The organism is Prevotella intermedia ATCC 25611 = DSM 20706, assembly GCF_001953955.1.
GTDB lineage: Bacteria > Bacteroidota > Bacteroidia > Bacteroidales > Bacteroidaceae > Prevotella > Prevotella intermedia.
In genome coordinates this window covers 649,968-667,720 of the sequence record NZ_CP019300.1, presented here as the reverse complement: position 1 = coordinate 667,720, position 17,753 = coordinate 649,968, and the positions used below count along the sequence as shown (strand labels likewise).

The 17,753-nt window shown below is 45.3% G+C and carries 11 protein-coding genes; all 11 read right to left on the bottom strand.

Annotated elements, in window-relative coordinates; translation table 11 throughout:
* Positions 1-56: 56 nt before the first annotated feature.
* Positions 57-3,602 (bottom strand): type IX secretion system sortase PorU, encoded by a 3,546-nt coding sequence (gene porU / locus BWX39_RS02775; RefSeq protein WP_028906331.1) that lies wholly within the window; start codon positions 3,600-3,602, stop codon positions 57-59.
* Between the two features lie 42 nt (positions 3,603-3,644).
* Positions 3,645-4,262, bottom strand: a complete 618-nt coding sequence (locus BWX39_RS02770; protein ID WP_028906330.1) for a fumarylacetoacetate hydrolase family protein — start codon at positions 4,260-4,262, stop codon at positions 3,645-3,647.
* A gap of 718 nt (positions 4,263-4,980) precedes the next feature.
* Positions 4,981-5,979, bottom strand: coding sequence for a translation elongation factor Ts (gene tsf / locus BWX39_RS02760; RefSeq protein ID WP_028906329.1), 999 nt, complete (start codon positions 5,977-5,979; stop codon positions 4,981-4,983).
* A 113-nt stretch (positions 5,980-6,092) separates the two neighbouring features.
* On the bottom strand, positions 6,093-6,935 hold the full coding sequence (rpsB, locus tag BWX39_RS02755; protein WP_028906328.1) for a 30S ribosomal protein S2: 843 nt from the start codon (positions 6,933-6,935) through the stop codon (positions 6,093-6,095).
* A gap of 205 nt (positions 6,936-7,140) precedes the next feature.
* Complete coding sequence (gene rpsI, locus BWX39_RS02750; protein WP_014708903.1) at positions 7,141-7,527, bottom strand: 30S ribosomal protein S9; 387 nt, start codon at positions 7,525-7,527, stop codon at positions 7,141-7,143.
* Positions 7,528-7,541: 14 nt separating this feature from the next.
* Positions 7,542-8,006, bottom strand: coding sequence for a 50S ribosomal protein L13 (gene rplM / locus BWX39_RS02745; protein WP_014708904.1), 465 nt, complete (start codon positions 8,004-8,006; stop codon positions 7,542-7,544).
* Between the two features lie 266 nt (positions 8,007-8,272).
* Positions 8,273-10,906 (bottom strand): DUF3943 domain-containing protein, encoded by a 2,634-nt coding sequence (locus BWX39_RS02740; RefSeq protein WP_028906327.1) that lies wholly within the window; start codon positions 10,904-10,906, stop codon positions 8,273-8,275.
* 682 nt (positions 10,907-11,588) lie between these two features.
* Positions 11,589-13,607, bottom strand: coding sequence for an alpha-amylase family glycosyl hydrolase (locus tag BWX39_RS02730; RefSeq protein WP_028906326.1), 2,019 nt, complete (start codon positions 13,605-13,607; stop codon positions 11,589-11,591).
* A 207-nt stretch (positions 13,608-13,814) separates the two neighbouring features.
* Positions 13,815-14,849: a SusF/SusE family outer membrane protein gene (locus tag BWX39_RS02725; protein ID WP_028906325.1), complete on the bottom strand. Its 1,035-nt coding sequence runs from the start codon at positions 14,847-14,849 to the stop codon at positions 13,815-13,817.
* Positions 14,850-14,876: 27 nt separating this feature from the next.
* On the bottom strand, positions 14,877-16,061 hold the full coding sequence (locus BWX39_RS02720) for a SusF/SusE family outer membrane protein (RefSeq protein ID WP_028906324.1): 1,185 nt from the start codon (positions 16,059-16,061) through the stop codon (positions 14,877-14,879).
* 57 nt (positions 16,062-16,118) lie between these two features.
* Positions 16,119-17,753 (bottom strand): RagB/SusD family nutrient uptake outer membrane protein, encoded by a 1,635-nt coding sequence (locus BWX39_RS02715; protein WP_028906323.1) that lies wholly within the window; start codon positions 17,751-17,753, stop codon positions 16,119-16,121.

The following is a 17,753-nucleotide window of genomic DNA, read 5'->3' as shown; positions in this document are numbered from 1 at the left end:
ATAGTCCGAAGCCAATTGCTTAAGAACCTCATTGAAACACAAACGTACAGAAGGGCTTATTTATTGTTTATAATGATGAGTTTCTTTGCTTTCGACTCTTTTACGGCACCGCCAGAGCTTAAACGAACACGATAGAGGTAAACACCTGTTTGTAAGCGTGCACCCAAATTCATGGTTAAGTCCCAATTCTTGGTGTAAGCGTTGCCCGTTGATACTCCACTTTCGCTGTGTCGCCACAACAAACGACCCAACATATCAAGCACTTCCAACTCTACATCGACATTGGAACCAACATAATTGTGGGTTACAATGAACGTTGTTTCGGTCTTGGCAGGATTGTTCGTGCAGCTCACATCTTCTATGTCAGGAGCCATTCCCTTGTCTACCGTGAAGTCGAGAGTGGCTGTAGAAGGATTGTTGAGAATGTCCCAAACACGGAATTTCAACTGATGGCGACCCTCTGACAGTTCAGGAATGCTGAAGTAAGTGGAACCTTTCGTATAGCTACCGAAATCAAATCGGAAGTTATCGTTAAGGTTGTAGGTGCGCATCATATCGCCATCGATGATAAGTTGCATATCGTGTCCAACTCCATTGCCTGCCGCATTGATACCATTGGCATCGGTAATTTGTGCTATAAAATAAGGTGTGCAGTTCACTTTTCCACCGTTTACAAACGCTGGCGTGTTGAGGTAACAATAGATGGAAGGCCCTATGGAGTCGTTGCTCACCTGCTCTGAGCCATTAATATTGAACCTGTCTTCTGCGCCATTCGCCAATAAAGTATGGTCGTTGCTTACTGCATAGACATTTATAAGACCAGTACCGTTGGCATAATTAAGGTCGCGAGGAACGGCAAAAGTAAAAGTAAACTCTCCATTGCGAACACTGTCGGAACCATTGTACAGCACTTTTTGGCGGTCGTAATAAGTAAAAGGCTTTTCCGAAGTCTCCTCTTGGCCCTTGCAAGTTATCAGTTCTCGGGTGTCGCGAACGGTTGCCGACATCAGTCCATTGAAGTTCTTCACCTTTTCAGAAGCCTTCTCTATATGTCCTTTCACTGTCGCAATAGAACCTCCTTTCAACGTTATTTGGTTTTCATTATTCAGTGCTATGCCATTAATAGAGTCGATAACAACGTCCAGGGTCGGCAGGTTAAGCGACAAGGCAGGGTCGCCCAACAAGGAATATTGTAGCTTGTTGTATGTAGTATCGTCCTTTGTATCTATCATATCTATCTTCGCCAAGCGTTGTGCTTCGCCGAGTGAGATGGGTTTACCATCTTTAAAACTCAGCACATGCTTCATAAAGGCAGTATTTATGCGTTTGTTATAACTTGCATACACGGTTCGGGTAGTTCCCCAGAAAGCCACCGAGCCACCCTTCTTGTTCAACATAGCCTCTTCTCCAATAGTTGCTATAGTTCCATCGAAAGGCATAATGTCGCAACTGGCAGTTATCCAAAGCGGAAGATTGGCATTGGTAAAGTTTTGAAAATCGGTAATGCGTAAAACGGTTTCGTGCGATATTTGTATTTCAGAACCATGCCCAGCATAATCCATAATGAGCGCACCTTGTGCCTGTTGCTGCTTTATGACAGAGCTTACTTCGGGATATGTAAAGCCCGTAGAGGTACCAATGCGGGTATAAGCGTCCCACATAACTTTCTTTACCAAATAGTTTGGATAGGCCGTCATGATGGTGTCAGCTGTTTCATTGACGTCTTTCATATGGAGATTGTTGTTTCCGTCGTCGCCCATAAACATAATAACGTTCTGCCAATCGCCAGCATTCTTGTTACTTGCGTAGTTGATAGTCTTGTCTACTACGGTCTGTGCATCGACAACCGTGGTAACTGGGAATCGCCCAACACCGATGTCTTCCTTGTCGATATTGGTAGGATTAACACCTTCACCTTCGTCCATAAGCGTGTACCAGCCATCGTTTATATAGCAATCGGTCAAGCTGAAAGAGTTGTTGCTTTCATAAGCGAGCAGGTAATCATTAACATTGAAATTCCTACATTCAGGTGTTACCATACGATTGTCCCACACGCAGTCGCCAAAGAGCAAGAGCGACTTCGGTATTTCGGCTTCGGTGGTAGCACGGTCGTATAGCATTTTCATATAACGGCGATACGCCATGGCGTCGGGAGTACCACTCGAGAACTCGTTGAATATTTCGTCGGCAGGCACAATGCGTACTTTCATTCCGTCGTGTTGTTCGTGGAAAGTTGCCAAACGTTGTGCTTGCTTCAGCAGTTTCTGACTGGTTGGAATGATAATAACAAGGTCTACGGGGGTGTGGCTGTGCAAGTCTTGGTTGGTAATGTTATGCACGTATTCTGGAACAGGGAAGGTTCCTTCTGCCAAATTCGGGGCAGAACGAGGCGTGTCGTAGGTCATTGACACATAATCCAAGCGTGCAGGACCTCCTGAAAGCGTGGTTATCTTAATGGAATCTACATCGCGCAACCCTGTCAGTGCGTATTTTCTCTCCACCTCTGCACCAAAGTCAAACTCGCCAGTAGACATTCTCAGCTCTTCTTTCTTCTCGCCATTCACTTCTATTTGCACGGTTGTTCGTCCCTTTCCAGCCGATACTCCGACAGCAAGCGTACCGTTGGCGGCTTTCGCAACATTGGCTAAAGTGTAGGTATGCGACTTCCCAACGGGGATAGGAGTATTCTCGAAGAAACGCCGTCCACCTGGAAACCAACTGTAATTCTCTATTTCGTGCAGGCTATGATAGTCGTCAGCCATTGGATAAACCGATGCGAGAAAGGCAGCAGCATCTATCGTCAAGGGAGCTTCCGTGCTTTCGGTAATGAAGTAATAACCATAGTCGGAATAGTGATTACGAGTGCGTACCAATGCCGTATTGCTTTCCCAACTTACTGGTCCACGACCGTAAAAGAGGCGTTTGCCACCAATAAGGCAGCTTGGAACTTCCTTTAAATCGTCAAACTCCTTCAAATAAGCCGACGATATTTTTTCGTTTTGCAGATGACCACCATATCCATAGATACGCACTTTGCTCAAATCAGAGAAGCCAGCACGGCGCACGACATCGGCAGTAAGATTGTAGATGCCATTAGCAGGCACACGGATTTTAGCCCATCTGCCCGATGACAGCACGGAATGGGCAGCATAAAGCTGTGTATTTTCGGCTGATGCGGCGTGACGGGCACGAACTTGGCGGGCATCACGAGGCTTTGAAGTAAGCGCAATCATAAAGCTAACCAAGAACTGTTTCTTGCCATTGCGCTCCACAATGGGCACAAGCGAGAACTCAAGAATACCTTTCTTGCGTTCCACCACCATTTGTTGTTGAATCTCGGGTAAAGTCAGAAGCGGTGCACCCGACAAGGCATTGTAACGCGCAACATCTGTGGCGTTCATATCAAGAAACTCCGGATAGCGTATTTCCAACTGATAAATGGAGTCCGCATAGTTTTCGCCGATAGGAATGGCATAGGTGAAATGCGGAAGCAAAGAGTCTATCGTAACATCTTCAACCGTAAGATTGAAGAAACGTTGTTTTTGTGCGTGCGCCGAAACAGCAAGCAACAAAAGCAAAAAACCTAATATTTTACGTTTCATTCGTGTCGTTGTTTGAGGTTGAAGATGGGTTCTCCAACGTCGTTATTTACAATTAAAGTCGAGGACTTTCCTATCCTCAACATAACCTTCCAAGTGGTCGTTTATAGCCACAGGCGCACAACCAGCAGGACAACCTGTATAGATTATGTCGCCCGTCTTCAGCGTGAAGTACCTACTGATGTAACTGACTATCTCGTCTACCTTATAAAGCATATCGCTTGTGCAGCCTTCCTGCACGGTCTTACCATTGATGTCGAGGTGGAAATGAATACGCTGAATGTCCAAAAACTTATCTTTATCCACCCAGCTGCCCAATGCTGCAGCACCATCGAAACTCTTTGAAAGCTCCCAAGGTAATCCTTGTTCCTTCAGCTTCTTCTGCAAATCGCGTGCTGTAAAATCAATTCCAACCGTTACAGCATCGTAGTAACGGTGTGCAAATCGCTCAGGAATGGTTTTCCCTAACCGACAGATACGCACCACCAATTCGGTTTCGTACTCTATTCGTCCTAAGTCATCGGGAATAAAGAAAGGTTTGCTGTCCTTCAATAACGACGAGTCAGCCTTCAAGAATACTACAGGTTGTTCTGTCTTATTCAACGTTCCGTGTAGCGATTTATTGTGCTCGGAATAGTTCATTCCTATTGCAAATATCTTCATTTCTAATTCGTTTGCGATTTTTTAACTTATATATAATAAACTAAGTGTAAAGCATTGGCACACCGATAGGCACCTATTCATTTTGCAAACTTACATAAAATTTTCGTAACCGAACGTCGATAGGATAAAAAATACATACTCCCTTGCTTCCTCCGACACATATTTTCCCATCACAAACTTTCCTTTGGAAGATTGCAAAGAAGCCGTCCAACAGTAGTCGTAGCAATGCTATTTTTCTCCCATTCGTTCAAGGTTGATTTCCTCAAAAAGCCCCTTCGTTTTGTAAAGATTATTCCAACGAAAAATGATAATTTCGATTTGGCATTGCGAAAGCGGCTCTTTTGCAACGCAAAACCTACGCTTTTACCGTGCAAAACAGCCGCTTTTGGAATGCAAAACAATAGGTTTTGCAACGCATTGATAATAAAGGGATTAGGTAATAGTTACGCTTGCGAAAAATATTTACAGCTTTTCCACTTCCTTTCCAACTATAAAACAAGAAATAAAAGAGAAAAGAAAGTAGCAAGTAAAGCATTCTTATGCTTAAAAAGGTTTCAATATACAATGTGCTTTATTATATTTCTACCACTCCGAAGAAGCATCTTCAATAGAAATAAATAACAAGTGTATAGATACAAAAAAAGGAATCGCAAGAGTAAAAACCTCTTGGATTCCTTTTCTATATGTTTATAGAAGTATTACTTCTACATCTTATTAATTATTCAGCAGAGAGTGTGAAACGCTTGTAAGCAACCACTGCAAGGTCTTTGTCTTGGCTCTTCAACCAGTCAGCAACATTAATCTTGTCGCCTTCTGCAAACTGGAATTCTTGGTCTACAAGGCAGTTGTCCTTGAAGAACTTGCTGAGACGACCCTTAGCGATATTCTCAATCATGTTCTCATTCAAGTTAGCAGCCTTTTCAGCACTTACAGTCTTTCTGATTTCGATAGCCTTGTCAGCGTCTTCACGTGTGAGCCAGCCCTTGTTGATATTAGACTCGATGTGGTCGTCGCTATCAACCAAGTTAGCGTTGATACCTGCCTTCTTGATAGCAGCTACAACAGCTTTTTCAATTTGCTCTTCCTTTGTTTTCTGAATAGCAACCTTGTATTCTTCTTCCTTAACTTCCTGTGGAACAGAAGCTTCGTCCAAAGCTACTGGCTTCATAGCAGCAACCTGCATAGCTACTTTGTGTGCAGCATCTTCGTTGTTCTTGCTGAGCTGAACGATTGTTGCAAGGGTGTGCTTTCCCATATGGTCGTAAACAGAGAGGTTTTCGCCTTCGATGAAGTTGTAACCATCGAGTTCCATCTTCTCGCCTGTGATACCAGAACGCTGCTGAACAGTTGTAGCAGCATCTTCGCCGTTAGCCAACTTCAAAGCCTTAACCTCGTCGAGTGACTTAGCTTTTGCAGCAACTGCGGCGTCAAGAATTTCTTGTACCATAGCGATGAAGTCCTTACCGTTAGCAACGAAGTCGGTTTCGCACTTTACAGCTACCATTGCAGCAAAGCCATCAACAGCTTTTACAAGCACACAACCATTTGAAGTTTCACGGTCTGAACGCTTGGCAGCAATAGCCAAACCACGCTCACGAAGTATTTCTTTTGCTTTATCGAAGTCGCCTTCAGCCTCGTTGAGTGCATTCTTCACGTCAGCAAGACCTGCGCCAGTCATAGCGCGTAGCTTCTTTATATCTTCAATTGATACAGCCATTTTCTCTTTTCCTTTCAATTTATGGTTAAAAAAATGTGGGCGTTGAGGAGCGTTAATGGGTTACTGTTAAACCCATAAGCGTTCACCAACGCCCATTTTATAGTGTCTAAAAATTATTCTGCAGCGGGTGTTTCTTCCTCGTTGGCAGATGTTTCTTCCTCATTAGCAGGTGCTTCTTCAGCAGCAGCCTTGCGTGCAGCACGCTTTGGTTTTGCTTCAGCAGCTTCTTCAGCCTGCTCTGCAGCAGCTTTTTCGTCAGCCTTTTCAGCCTTACGCTCTTCAAGACCTTCTGCAATAGCCGCGCAGCAAGCACCGAGGATAACTTCTACAGAGTCCTTTGCATCGTCGTTAGCAGGAATGATGTAATCGATATTCTTAGGGTCAGAGTTTGTATCAACGATACCGAACACTGGGATACCCAAGCGATTAGCTTCCTTAACAGCGATGTGCTCCTTCATTACGTCGATAACGAAGAGTGCTGAAGGCAAACGGGTAAGGTCTGCAATAGAACCAAGGTTCTTCTCAAGCTTAGCACGCTGACGTGAAATCTGAAGAATTTCGCGCTTTGAGAGATTAGAGAATGTACCATCGTTCATCAATCTATCGATGTTCGTCATTTTCTTAATTGCCTTACGGATAGTAGGGAAGTTGGTAAGCATACCACCTGCCCAACGCTCGTTTACGTATGGCATATTAACCGATGCAGCCTTTTCAGCAACAACGTCCTTAGACTGTTTTTTAGTAGCAACGAACAAAATCTTCTTTCCGCTCTTAGCGATGCCTTTGAGAGCCTCAGCAGCTTCGTCAATCTTAGCAACGGTTTTGTGAAGGTCGATGATGTGGATACCATTGCGTTCCATATAGATATATGGTTTCATAGCTGGGTTCCACTTACGATGGAGGTGTCCAAAATGACAACCTGCCTGCAATAATTGGTCAAAATTTGTTCTTGACATGTTCTTCTTTTCTTTTTGTTTGTTTACTTTCTTTTTAATTCTTTCTTGGCGAATGAACTTCGCCTGGCTCGTTAGAATCAACCAATGAGTAGTCCCCGATTTGGAATCTCACCGATTTAGATACTAAACTCAAGCGCATTTCCATACTGCTGAAAACGTAAAGCAAGCCTTTTGCCCACGTTCCACAGTATATATAGCAGTGTGATTAACGCTTGCTGAACTGGAAGTGAGCACGTGCCTTTGGCTGTCCTGGCTTCTTACGCTCAACCGCACGGCTATCGCGTGTCAGGAATCCGTGGTCTTTCAAGTTCTTCTTATCTTCAGGATTAATCTCAACAAGTGCGCGTGCAATAGCGAGGCGGAGTGCCTGGCTTTGGCCTGTAAAGCCACCACCGTCGAGGTTTACCTTAATATCGTACTGACCTTCTACACCGAGCAACTGCAATGGTTGTTTAACAACGTACTGCAAAATAGCTGATGGGAAATATTCAGTAATATCTTTTTTGTTGATTGTAATCTTGCCTGTACCTTCTGAGAGATAAATACGAGCAACGGCGCTCTTGCGGCGTCCAATTGTGTTTATTACTTCCATCTTTTTCGCCTCTATTATTTATACTGGTTAATGTCTATTGACTTTGGCTTCTGTGCCTCAAGTCCGTTCAACTCTGTACCTTCAATTACATAAAGGTTGTCAAGCAAATGACGGCCGAGGATACCCTTTGGCAACATACCCTTTACTGCGTGGCGCACCATTTTCTCTACACCGTTCTTCTTTGTGCGAAGCTGTGCAGGTGTGTTGAAACGCTGTCCACCTGGGTAACCAGTATAGCGAGTGTAAACCTTATCGGTCTCCTTGTTGCCTGTAAATTTAATCTTCTCAGCGTTGATAATGATTACATTGTCTCCACAATCAACGTGTGGAGTAAAAGTTGGCTTGTACTTTCCGCGAAGCAACTTAGCGACTTTAGAGCAGAAACGACCAACAATCTGGTCGGTAGCATCTACTACTACCCACTCTTTCTTAGCTGTTTCCTTGTTTACGGAAATAGTCTTATAACTTAAAGTGTTCATTTTTAATTTTAAAATTTTACTACTAAAAAACGTTTTTAATTCTTGCCCGTCGGATTCACTAACCATGCAGCTCGGCCAAAAGCAACACTATTAACACACAACGTGCTGAGGGCTCTAAGTTCACCCTCGAAATAATCGGTCTGCAAAATTACTCATTTTTTATTAGGTACGAAACGCATAACAGCGTGAAAGCGTTGGTATTAATTATTATTAACATAGTTTAGTGTTTCGGAAAGAATTAATCAGCAACAACACTGGTGGTGGTTTTAGAAATGGTAAGCGACACCCATTTTCACTTCAAACGTTTCAGCGTGCACATTATTATAATAAGCGTAACGCGTGTTCCTTATATAATAAGAACCCGAAAGCACAGCACTCATACGCTTATTAAAGTCGAATTCCCATATAGGATTCAGCACAAGCAAGTCGGCATTGCCCTTATCGCCCTGTGCATTCAAATACAAAGGGTTGATGGTTTCAAGCTTTTCCTTGTCGTATCCTTTCCGAGTGTAGATATGATAGAAGCCTGCGTGCATGACGAAACGCCCCAAGTTGTGAAACTCCATAAAGGTTTTCGTCTTCACCGAGAAGCCCGCACCCATATTATAGTCGCGGTCGATAACATTATAATAATCGCTCTTCGTGCCTCCCAACAATATTCCCGAAAGGAAAACGCGCTGCTCCAACTTCGTCAGTCCACCCATATTGAGAAACGAAATCACCACGCCCGGTCCAAAGCTGGCAGCTTCCGAAATGCGATAAGGGGTCTGCTTGCTGCCTTCTTTCACAGGGTCGGAGTCGTAATAGTTGAAATGCTGGAAGAAACCAACCTGTGCTTTAAGGTTCGTACCCGTAAATACAGGTGCGCCCCACAGGCGTCCCAATATATGAATACCATTCACAAACGGCTGATTACCAACCAATCCCAACGACAGTTCCATAGAAAAGAAGTCGTAAGGCTTGCTGGTTGCCCTGTTCAGAGGGTCGCCGTATTCCAAGAAGACATTCAGATACGAATTGTAGTCGCCACGGAACATCGCTCCGTTATCAGCCAGATAGCGGCCGCCGAGCGAGATAGAAAAGTCTATCGGCAATGCTTCGTAATCGTGATACTTGTAATATTCGTTCCTCACGCGCCACGCCTTGCCCGTTGCAATTCGGTTAAATCCGCCCATAGGATTGATGACTGCAGCACCAAACTCTCTGAGAAAACGGCGGAAACCCCTGCTTCTATCGTTCAGCAACAAGTGTGAAATGCGGTGCGATATTTCGCCAAAACATATTCCGCCCATCGTCGTGGCAAGAACGTCGTTAATGGCAGGCGGTTCCACTTCGCCCATAAACTCCCACATCAGCGAACCACCCAAGGCATAAGGTGCCGACTGCCAGAACGACAAACCGTTGCCACGTGCCGAATTATAGTACAAGTTGCCGTGGTAAGGATGTGCAAACAAGTTGGTAGAAAACTTGTCGTTGTCCCACACAAATCCATTTTTAAAGTTCTTGCGTATGCTCTTGAAGTTTACTTTTGCAAAGTCGTAGCGTAGAGCAAACCTATCTACGCAGTGCACCAAGGCATTTACGGCAGTTACTTCAGCTGCTGCCTTCCAAGGTCGTTTTCGCTGTTCTTTAGGGTCGTTATAGGCAAACTGAAGATTATGAATGTGCAAGGTAGAGTCGTTTTCCATCAACATTCTATACCGTTCTGCCATACTACGTTCGGCAGTTCCTGTTGTTCCACCATACGATAGTATTCTCTCTGGTTTAAACCTCATTACGATTCCAGCTTCCAACAACGCCTTGCTCTTATAATGCTTGTTTTCCCAATAATAGTGCGTAGTGCCCCACCCAGCCGACACGAATGCGCCCAATTCCTTATTAATACGATAGTCTAAGTTTACACGACCTTGCAGCGAGTACAGTCGGTGTGGCTTGTCGGAAGTTTCTTTCTCAAAGGTTTCTATGTGTGCAAAGCCTATATCGCTACTCAACAGCCACCTTGACGACAAGTTCACACAGCGTCCCAAACGGTAAGAAACTGCTCCCGAAAGTTCTTCGTTGAAGCCCATATAACGTGTACCCACCGCCAACAGCGAATAGGTGTTGCGATTTCTGAAACGCAAGCCCATATTCAGCAGTGCGTGGTTGCCTCCGTATGCCAGAATGTCTATCTGTGTTTGCGGACCGATGTTCACCAATCCTATCCTGTGCGTCAGCGTATCACGACTGTAATTGATAATGCCGAGCTGCAAGCCCTTCGGTTGCCGCAACGCAATGTTCAACAATCCTATCTGCACACCTCGCAGCGTGTCGGCATAGTTATAGGTGCCCAACTGCAAGCCACGCATTGTTTTTGACGCAATGTTTGCCAAACTGCTTATCTGAACACCAGCCTTTATGCCCATTGCAATATTCGTGAAACCGCTCAACTGCAAACCTCGGAAGGGTGTTCCTACGATATTGGCAAATCCCGACAACTGAACACCGTGTATATGTCGCGCCACGTTGGAGATGGCTGCCAACTGCAGACCACGCATTTCGCCACCCAAAGTGTTCATACCGAAAGCCGCTTGAAAGCCGTCGATACGCCCACCGCTTGCAGCAAACAGTCCGCCGATGCTCACACCCTTCATCTGATGGTGCGCAATACTACTTATTCCGCCTATCTGAAAACCGTGCAGGGTGTCGGTGGCAGCAAGAATACCGACATTCGCACTTCGCCATCGCGAAGAATCTGCGGCACTGCGCCCAAAGCCTAAAGCCCAGTTATAGAAATGGCTTTCAGGATTTTGCCCGTTTGTTTGTGCCCACAGCGAAGCCGTTGTTGCCAAAAACAAGACAACAACTACCCATACTTTCTTATTGCTTCTACCCAAACGGAACAGCGCGCTTTTCTTCATAGGTCAATCACGGCTTGCTATCGAACTGCAACAGCCAAACTTCTCGTTACGAACTTTCGTACAAAGGTAATAAAAGTATTTCAGAACACCAAAGCGAAAGCACAACTTTGAACTATTTTCTATTTTATGTATATCCAATATAAAAAGTTCGGAAATGTAACTTTCCAAACTTCAGAAAGAACACAAACGTTAGGTTCAGCAGAAAAATATTGAGCAACTCAATTTCCTTTTTCTTACCAAAGGCAAATCCCAAAAACAGCTTCCATTTTGTAAAGATAATTCTGAAGAAAAACGGTAATTTCGATTTGGCATTGCGAAAGCGGCTCTTTTGCAACGCAAAACCTACGCTTTTACCGTGCAAAACAGCCGCTTTTGGAACGCAAAACAATAGGTTTTGCAACACGTTGATAACAAAGGTGTTATGCAATAGTTATGTTTGTGAAAAATATTTACACGACTATTACCTTTTTCGCCTGCATGTAATAAGGTGTGCAGAAGCAGTGGTGTAGTGGTAAAACTGCTTTATTTAGTTGGAAGAACGAAATAATGTGGCAGACCTTTGCTGATAATCGACGGAACCATTGCACGGCTTTTTTTTCTCTGAATCTATGCGATAAAAGCGATGCGGCGGCTCTGCATTCTTACTGCAAAGCCGCCGCATTGTTTTCGTATTGTTTTTCTTTTACTTCACCAGTACTTTCTTTCCATTGTGGATATATATGCCACATTGGGTTGGTTTCGCTATGCGCTGTCCTGAAAGTGTGTAGTAGTAAGGGTCGTTGTTACCCTTCTGTTCTGCAACGACGTTGTCGATGCCCGTAGAAACAACGTTTACTTTGTTCTTTCCACCTTCTTTCTCGCTCGATATGCTGATAAAGGTGGTTGCCTTTATGTTTTCAATATCGACCGTCTGTGGCGAACCTGTGCCTACACTGAATACCAAATTCACGATGTCGTTAGAGTTTGTAATGGCAAATTCCTTCACAAACCATTTCTTGCCGTTTGCCGTTTCGGTTGTTGTTACGGCGTCGCCTGGCCACGAACCCTTCACGGTCTTGTGTGTTCCGCCCCATATCCAGAAGTTGATAGAAGGGTTGGTGCTTGTCATCTTCGCACTTGCCCACGCTGCATCTGCCTCGTCGGCATTTACATATACCTTGATATTGTAAGGCTTGAAGTCGATGATGTTGTAGTTGCGGACAATGACGTTCTTCACAACGCCGCCAACGAGCAATCCTGCTTTCAGCACGGTTGTGCCCACAGGAATGGTCAGCACTTGTCCGTTGGTAGCCTTTGCACTGCCTGCTGTGGGTTCGCTTCCGTCGGTGGTGTACACGATTTGCGCATTCGCATCGTCGCTGATGGCTGTCAGCGTTACACTTTGCTCGCCATCGTAGGTGCCACTCGCAAGACTTGCCCATACGAAGTTGGCTTTGCTCTTCTCCACATAGTAAGCCCAGTGGTATCCGCCTGTGAGCTTTATCCAGCGGTTTGTGTTGGAGAAACTCTTTGCAGGACCGAGCACGGTAAGCATTTCGCCGTTTGTACCTGTGGTGGTAAAGGCGTAGTAGTCGGAGCTGCTGCTGTACTTGGCAGCCTTGCTCTCGTTGTTGATGCCCATCAGCTTGCGCACGCTAATCATATTCTTGATGTCGCTTTTGTATGCCTGATAGTGTTTCAAGAAGATGCTTGGCGTTCCCGGCATGGCGAGAATGTAGGCATTTGCCGCCAATGTATCTTTCTTTATGGGGTCTTGATGGCTGTTGCCGCCACGGTCTTCGGTGTCGTGGTTCTCAACGAAAGTAACGGCATAGCGTGCATAGTTGGGGTCTTTTGCCAAGCCTATGCCGTTGAAAGCACTCCAGTTGCCATTGTTTACAGCATTGCGGACGGTGTAACGGATAGGGAAGTCGAAAGCTGCACTTGTGGGAACGTTGTCCGACTTGGTGCTTTCAATCCACGCTTTCACCTTATTTATATCGCCGTCCCAATATTCGCCGACCGAAAATTCGGGTTGTGAGGCATTGTTGTAGAGTGCCGTGAACTTGCCACCGTAGCCCTTTACCATATCGTAACGGAAGCCAGCATAGCCAAATTTGTCCTTCAGCATCTGCAAGTAAGCCTTCACCGTAGCTTGTACGTTCGCACTGTTGTGGTCGAGGTCGCGCATTCCAGGCCAGTCTTCGCCCGAGTCCATGAAGTCGCTAAGCTGCACGCCTTCTTTCTGGGCTTGCTTCAGAGCCTCGCCACCGTCGTCGTTCTTGGCAACGTCTTTCGATGTCATAGTGTACGTTACGTTGTTGTAGGTTTCGGCTGGGAAGTCGAACCACCCAGCCGTTGTTGCACGGTGGTTGATAACAACGTCGGCTATGGTCTTGATACCGTTGGCTTTGAAAGTGCCGATGAGGCTCAGGAGTTCAGCCTCTGTGCCGAACGAACTGTTGTAATTGCTGAACCAATAGTAGTCGTCGTAGCCCATTGAGGGGTTGTTGCGTGCCTGTGCACTTTGTGGCAACCACACGAGGTCGAAGTAATCGGAAAGTTCTTTTGCCTGCGATTCGAGGTTTGTCCATTTCGTATCCTGATAAGAGTCCCAGTAGAAACCTTGCAGCATTACGCCGCCATAGTTGGCTTTCCAGCCTTGTGCAAACATTGTCATAGTAAGACACAAAGCTGCAAGCAGAGTTGAGGTACGTTTCATAATGATGATTTGATTTTGTTTTATCCTAACTGTTTATGCTTTCGCAAATATACAACTTATTTCCTTTCCCTGCACTAACTTGATTTATAATAAGTATTAATGTGGGTGCAAACGTTTGCAAGTTTGGCTTTGTGCAAATAAAAAAGGAGAGAACACAGATGCATTCTCCCCTTGAAATATATACTTTAAAGTATCGTTGAAGTGGACTTACTCTTTGGTAAGTTCAGCTTGTGTGTTGCCATCGTAAGACGGTTTCAGCTTAATGGTGTAGGTACCTGCATTCACCTTGATGTTTGTACCGTTGTTCGATGTGAGCTTCTTGAGGTCTGTTCCACCCCAGCTGATGTCCCAGGCACCGTTGGCACGGAACTTTATTTCACCGTCCTTGAGTGTTACGCTCTTCGCAATCCATGTGTGAGATGCTGCATCGTAAGTCATTACAATGTCTTTGTCCCAGCCACCTGCAGCGTCGCCTATGATACCGATGCTTGTAATAGGTGTGAGCTTGTAAGAAAGAGCCTGCAAGTCTACCTCTACTTTGTAGAAACCGTTGGCTTCTGTCATCATAATGTTGGCAGCACCACCATCTGTGCTGAAGTCCTTACCATAGTTTGTACCGTCCCAGTTAGGTTGTGTACAGAACTTAAATCCACTTTGTGTGAGGTACATATAGCCAAGATACTTACCGTCGAACGCTGGTCCGTGGAGAATGTCCGAGTGGCTCCAAGAGTTAGCGTCGCCTGCCATATAGAGGTATTCGGTGAAGGCCGGTGCTTTTGGTATTATCGTAACAGCAACTTCTCCGGCTTCGATGAGTGCAGCCTGACCGTTCTTTACGGCATTGATATATACGAGTGCAACGAAGTTGCATGCTTCCGAACGCTTGCCGTAGTACTTCTCCACCATTTCCTGCACCTCTGCTGTGTTAGCCTTACCGTCAAGTGTAGTGTTGATAGTGGTAGACATTGCGGTGTTGATGTCTTTCGGATAGAGCTTGATGCGAGCGTTTTGCAAGGTGTAACCTTCAGGAAGCTCAGCCGTAGAGAGGGTGAACAGAGAAACCTGTTCGCCTACATTGGCTAAGTCTTGCGTTGCAACAGCGTTTGCCTTGATACCAGGAATGGTGATGGCACCTTCCTCGGGGTATGCCTGAGGATTGCCCCAAGGTTCGTACTCGTCGCTGCAAGCCCCGAAAACGAGGCTTACAAGTGCGAGTGTGATATATAATGATAATTTCTTCATAACTTTTTCTATAATAATAAGTTGTTATTACTTTATTTCACCTGTTTCGTTAGTGAAGTTCAAGTACACCTTCTGACCTACTGCACCTGCAACACGTGGTGTCTGGTCGCCACCTGTTCCGCGGTAAGCAATCTTCTTGTCGTAGACGATGAACTCGGACCTCCACCAGTCCATGTCAGGTATCTTCACGCAGATACGTACACCCGGGTCGCCGCCTGAAGGACCACCAGACACGGCATTGCCTATGGCTGGAGAAACAAACTCGCCGTCGGCTGTTGCAGGAACAGAGAACAGGTTGTCCGGGATAAGGTCCCAGCCACCTGATGCGGTACATGCACCTTGCAAGTAAACGTTAGGCTTGTTGAAAGTTACGTTGTACTTGATGTCGCGACCCACTACGGTGCACTCTACAATCATCAAGTACCAGCCAGCCTTAGAAGAGCCAATGTTGCCATTGGCATTGATAATATCGGCAGCATTATCGCTTGCTGGGTTAATCGTAATCTTTTCGAAACCTGCCTCTTTGCCGTTCCATGCCTTGTCGCTGTTGAACTTCACACCTGCACTGTTGCCCTGTCCATCAATGTAAACAAGATGCCAGAAGATGTTAGGTGAGCCGTTAACAGGTGTCATCTCCAACGCATTGTCCCACGACCATTTGTTGAAGTTACCAACAAGGAAGAGCTTCTCTGGTGTCTTCACAGGAGGAAGCGAGAAGAGCAAGTACACCTTGTTTAAAGTAATAACGTTAGATGTAATTGACGTACCTTCGATTTCCTGTCCGTAGGCAGTAGTCTGGACTGCCTTTGCACGAATGTAAACAGGAGCTGTGATAGGGAATTGTTCTTCTTTCATACCCTTTGCAACGTGTAAGTCGGTAAGCAGACTTGCCAGTTCGGCAGCGTCTACTTCCATCTTGGCTGTTGTAAAGGTTGTTGCCATAGTCCTTGCGTCAGACATGTCTGCGCTGGTTGCAACCTCTACCGTATATTTTGTTACGGCAGGATAACCATAGTCTGGCTGTGAGCAGGTAAGCTCGATGGTTTTAGAATTAGCCAAATCGTAAACACCATTAGCCGCAAGTGCGGGCGTATTCAGGTGGAAGGTAGTTGGCGTCTTTACTGTTGGGTTTTCATCGTTGTCATCGCTGCACGCTGTAAAAAAACAAACAGTGCAAAGAAGCAGCAATGCTGACTTTAATATCTTTGTCATAATTCTTATCTTTTAGGTTGTGATAGTTGAGGAGTTGCCTCCTCAACTTGAATAATCTTAATAACCGGGGTTCTGTTTCAAGTTCGTATTCACAATCATGTCGCTGTTTGGAATTGCAAAGATGTTGCGTGTTGCAGCAAAGTTGCGTCCGTTGAGTTCGCCACCTTTCCAAGCCCAGTTGTAGTTTACATTACCACCAAACTTATTGAAACGAACCAAGTCTACACGGCGACGTCCCTCGAAGTAGAACTCTTTACACCACTCATTGAGAATGTCGTTAAGTGTGTAAGCACCTGAAGTTCTGGGTTTAGCGTGAGCACGAACGTGGAGTTTGTTGATAAGGTCTGTACCTTCAGTAGTAGTCTGACCGCCATTCAAACGGGCAGTAGCTTCTGCATAGGTGAGATAAGCCTCTGCAACACGGAAGAAGAAGAAATCTGTGTCGGCATAACGGAGGTCTTTTGCAGTTGCACCTGTTGAGTAGAAGTTGTTGTATTTAACTACTGCAAAGCCCTTTGTAAATGTTGAAAGGTCTTTCGAGGTCTCTTGTGTAATCGTTCTGTCTACACCGTCGAACAATGCACGGTCGTCGCCTGCTTCCTTAGGCATGACAGCTCCAGTAACTGAAGGCGCATTGTTGTTAGGGAAGAACTTGTCGATAAGGTCCTTACGAGCACGAACACCCGCCCAGTTTGCATTGTCGTAAAGGTTGCCACCAGCTACGCCGTTGCTGTTTACTGTTGCAGCCTTGTCGTAGCAAGCGTTAATCAAGAATACTGTACCACCATAAGCAGCAGTGCGCTTACCGTCCTGAAGGATAGGGAAGATAGCTTCAACTGATGCACCGTTTTCGCCATTATCACCCATAAAGAGTTGCTGATAAGCAGTCCAGCCGTTTACTGTTGCGCCTGTATATAGCTGATAAGGTGAATTGATTACCTTCTTAGCATAGTCGGCAGCTTTCTGCCATTCTGCTGTACCAGTATAAACTTCAGCGTTCAAGTAAAGACGAGAGAGTAGCATCCAAACGGCAGCCTTGTCCACGCGGCCATAGTTAGCATCGGTAGACTTCTTTGCCTTTGGTTCCATCAGGTCGTTCTCGATAGCCAATAGTTCTTTTTCAATGTAATCGTACATCTGCTTGCGTGAGTATTGCTTAGCAGATTCAGCCGATACTTTTTCAGTGAAAGGAATATTGCCAAACGCGTCCATCAATAAATAATAGTCGAGTGCACGGATAAAGCGCACCTCTGCTGTCTTCTGCTTGTCTACATCGCCGAAGTTGTTGATGTATTGGTTGCAGATGGTTACACCGAAGTAGAGGCGATAGTAAAAACCTTTAAGCATAGGGTTAGAGCTACCATAGCTATTAGAGTTGAAATCCGTAACACCTTCGTCTTGTGTCCAGTTGCAGATGGCTTCGTCAGTTGTGAGGTCGTTAGAATTGAACAACTGTCTGATGAAACCTGTTGTACCTCCGTCAAGACCATCAATGTCGCAATCGCCATTAGGACCACTGTTGCCTGCCAATGCAAAGTTTGCATAGCATTTGTTGAACAAATGGTTGGGATTAATCTCTGTTTGAAGGTTTGGGTCGATTGGTGTAACGTCCAAGTCCTTTACACAAGAAGTGATGCTCAATGTAAGCAACAATGCTGCTACAGGAGCTAATTTCTTAATATATTGTTTCAT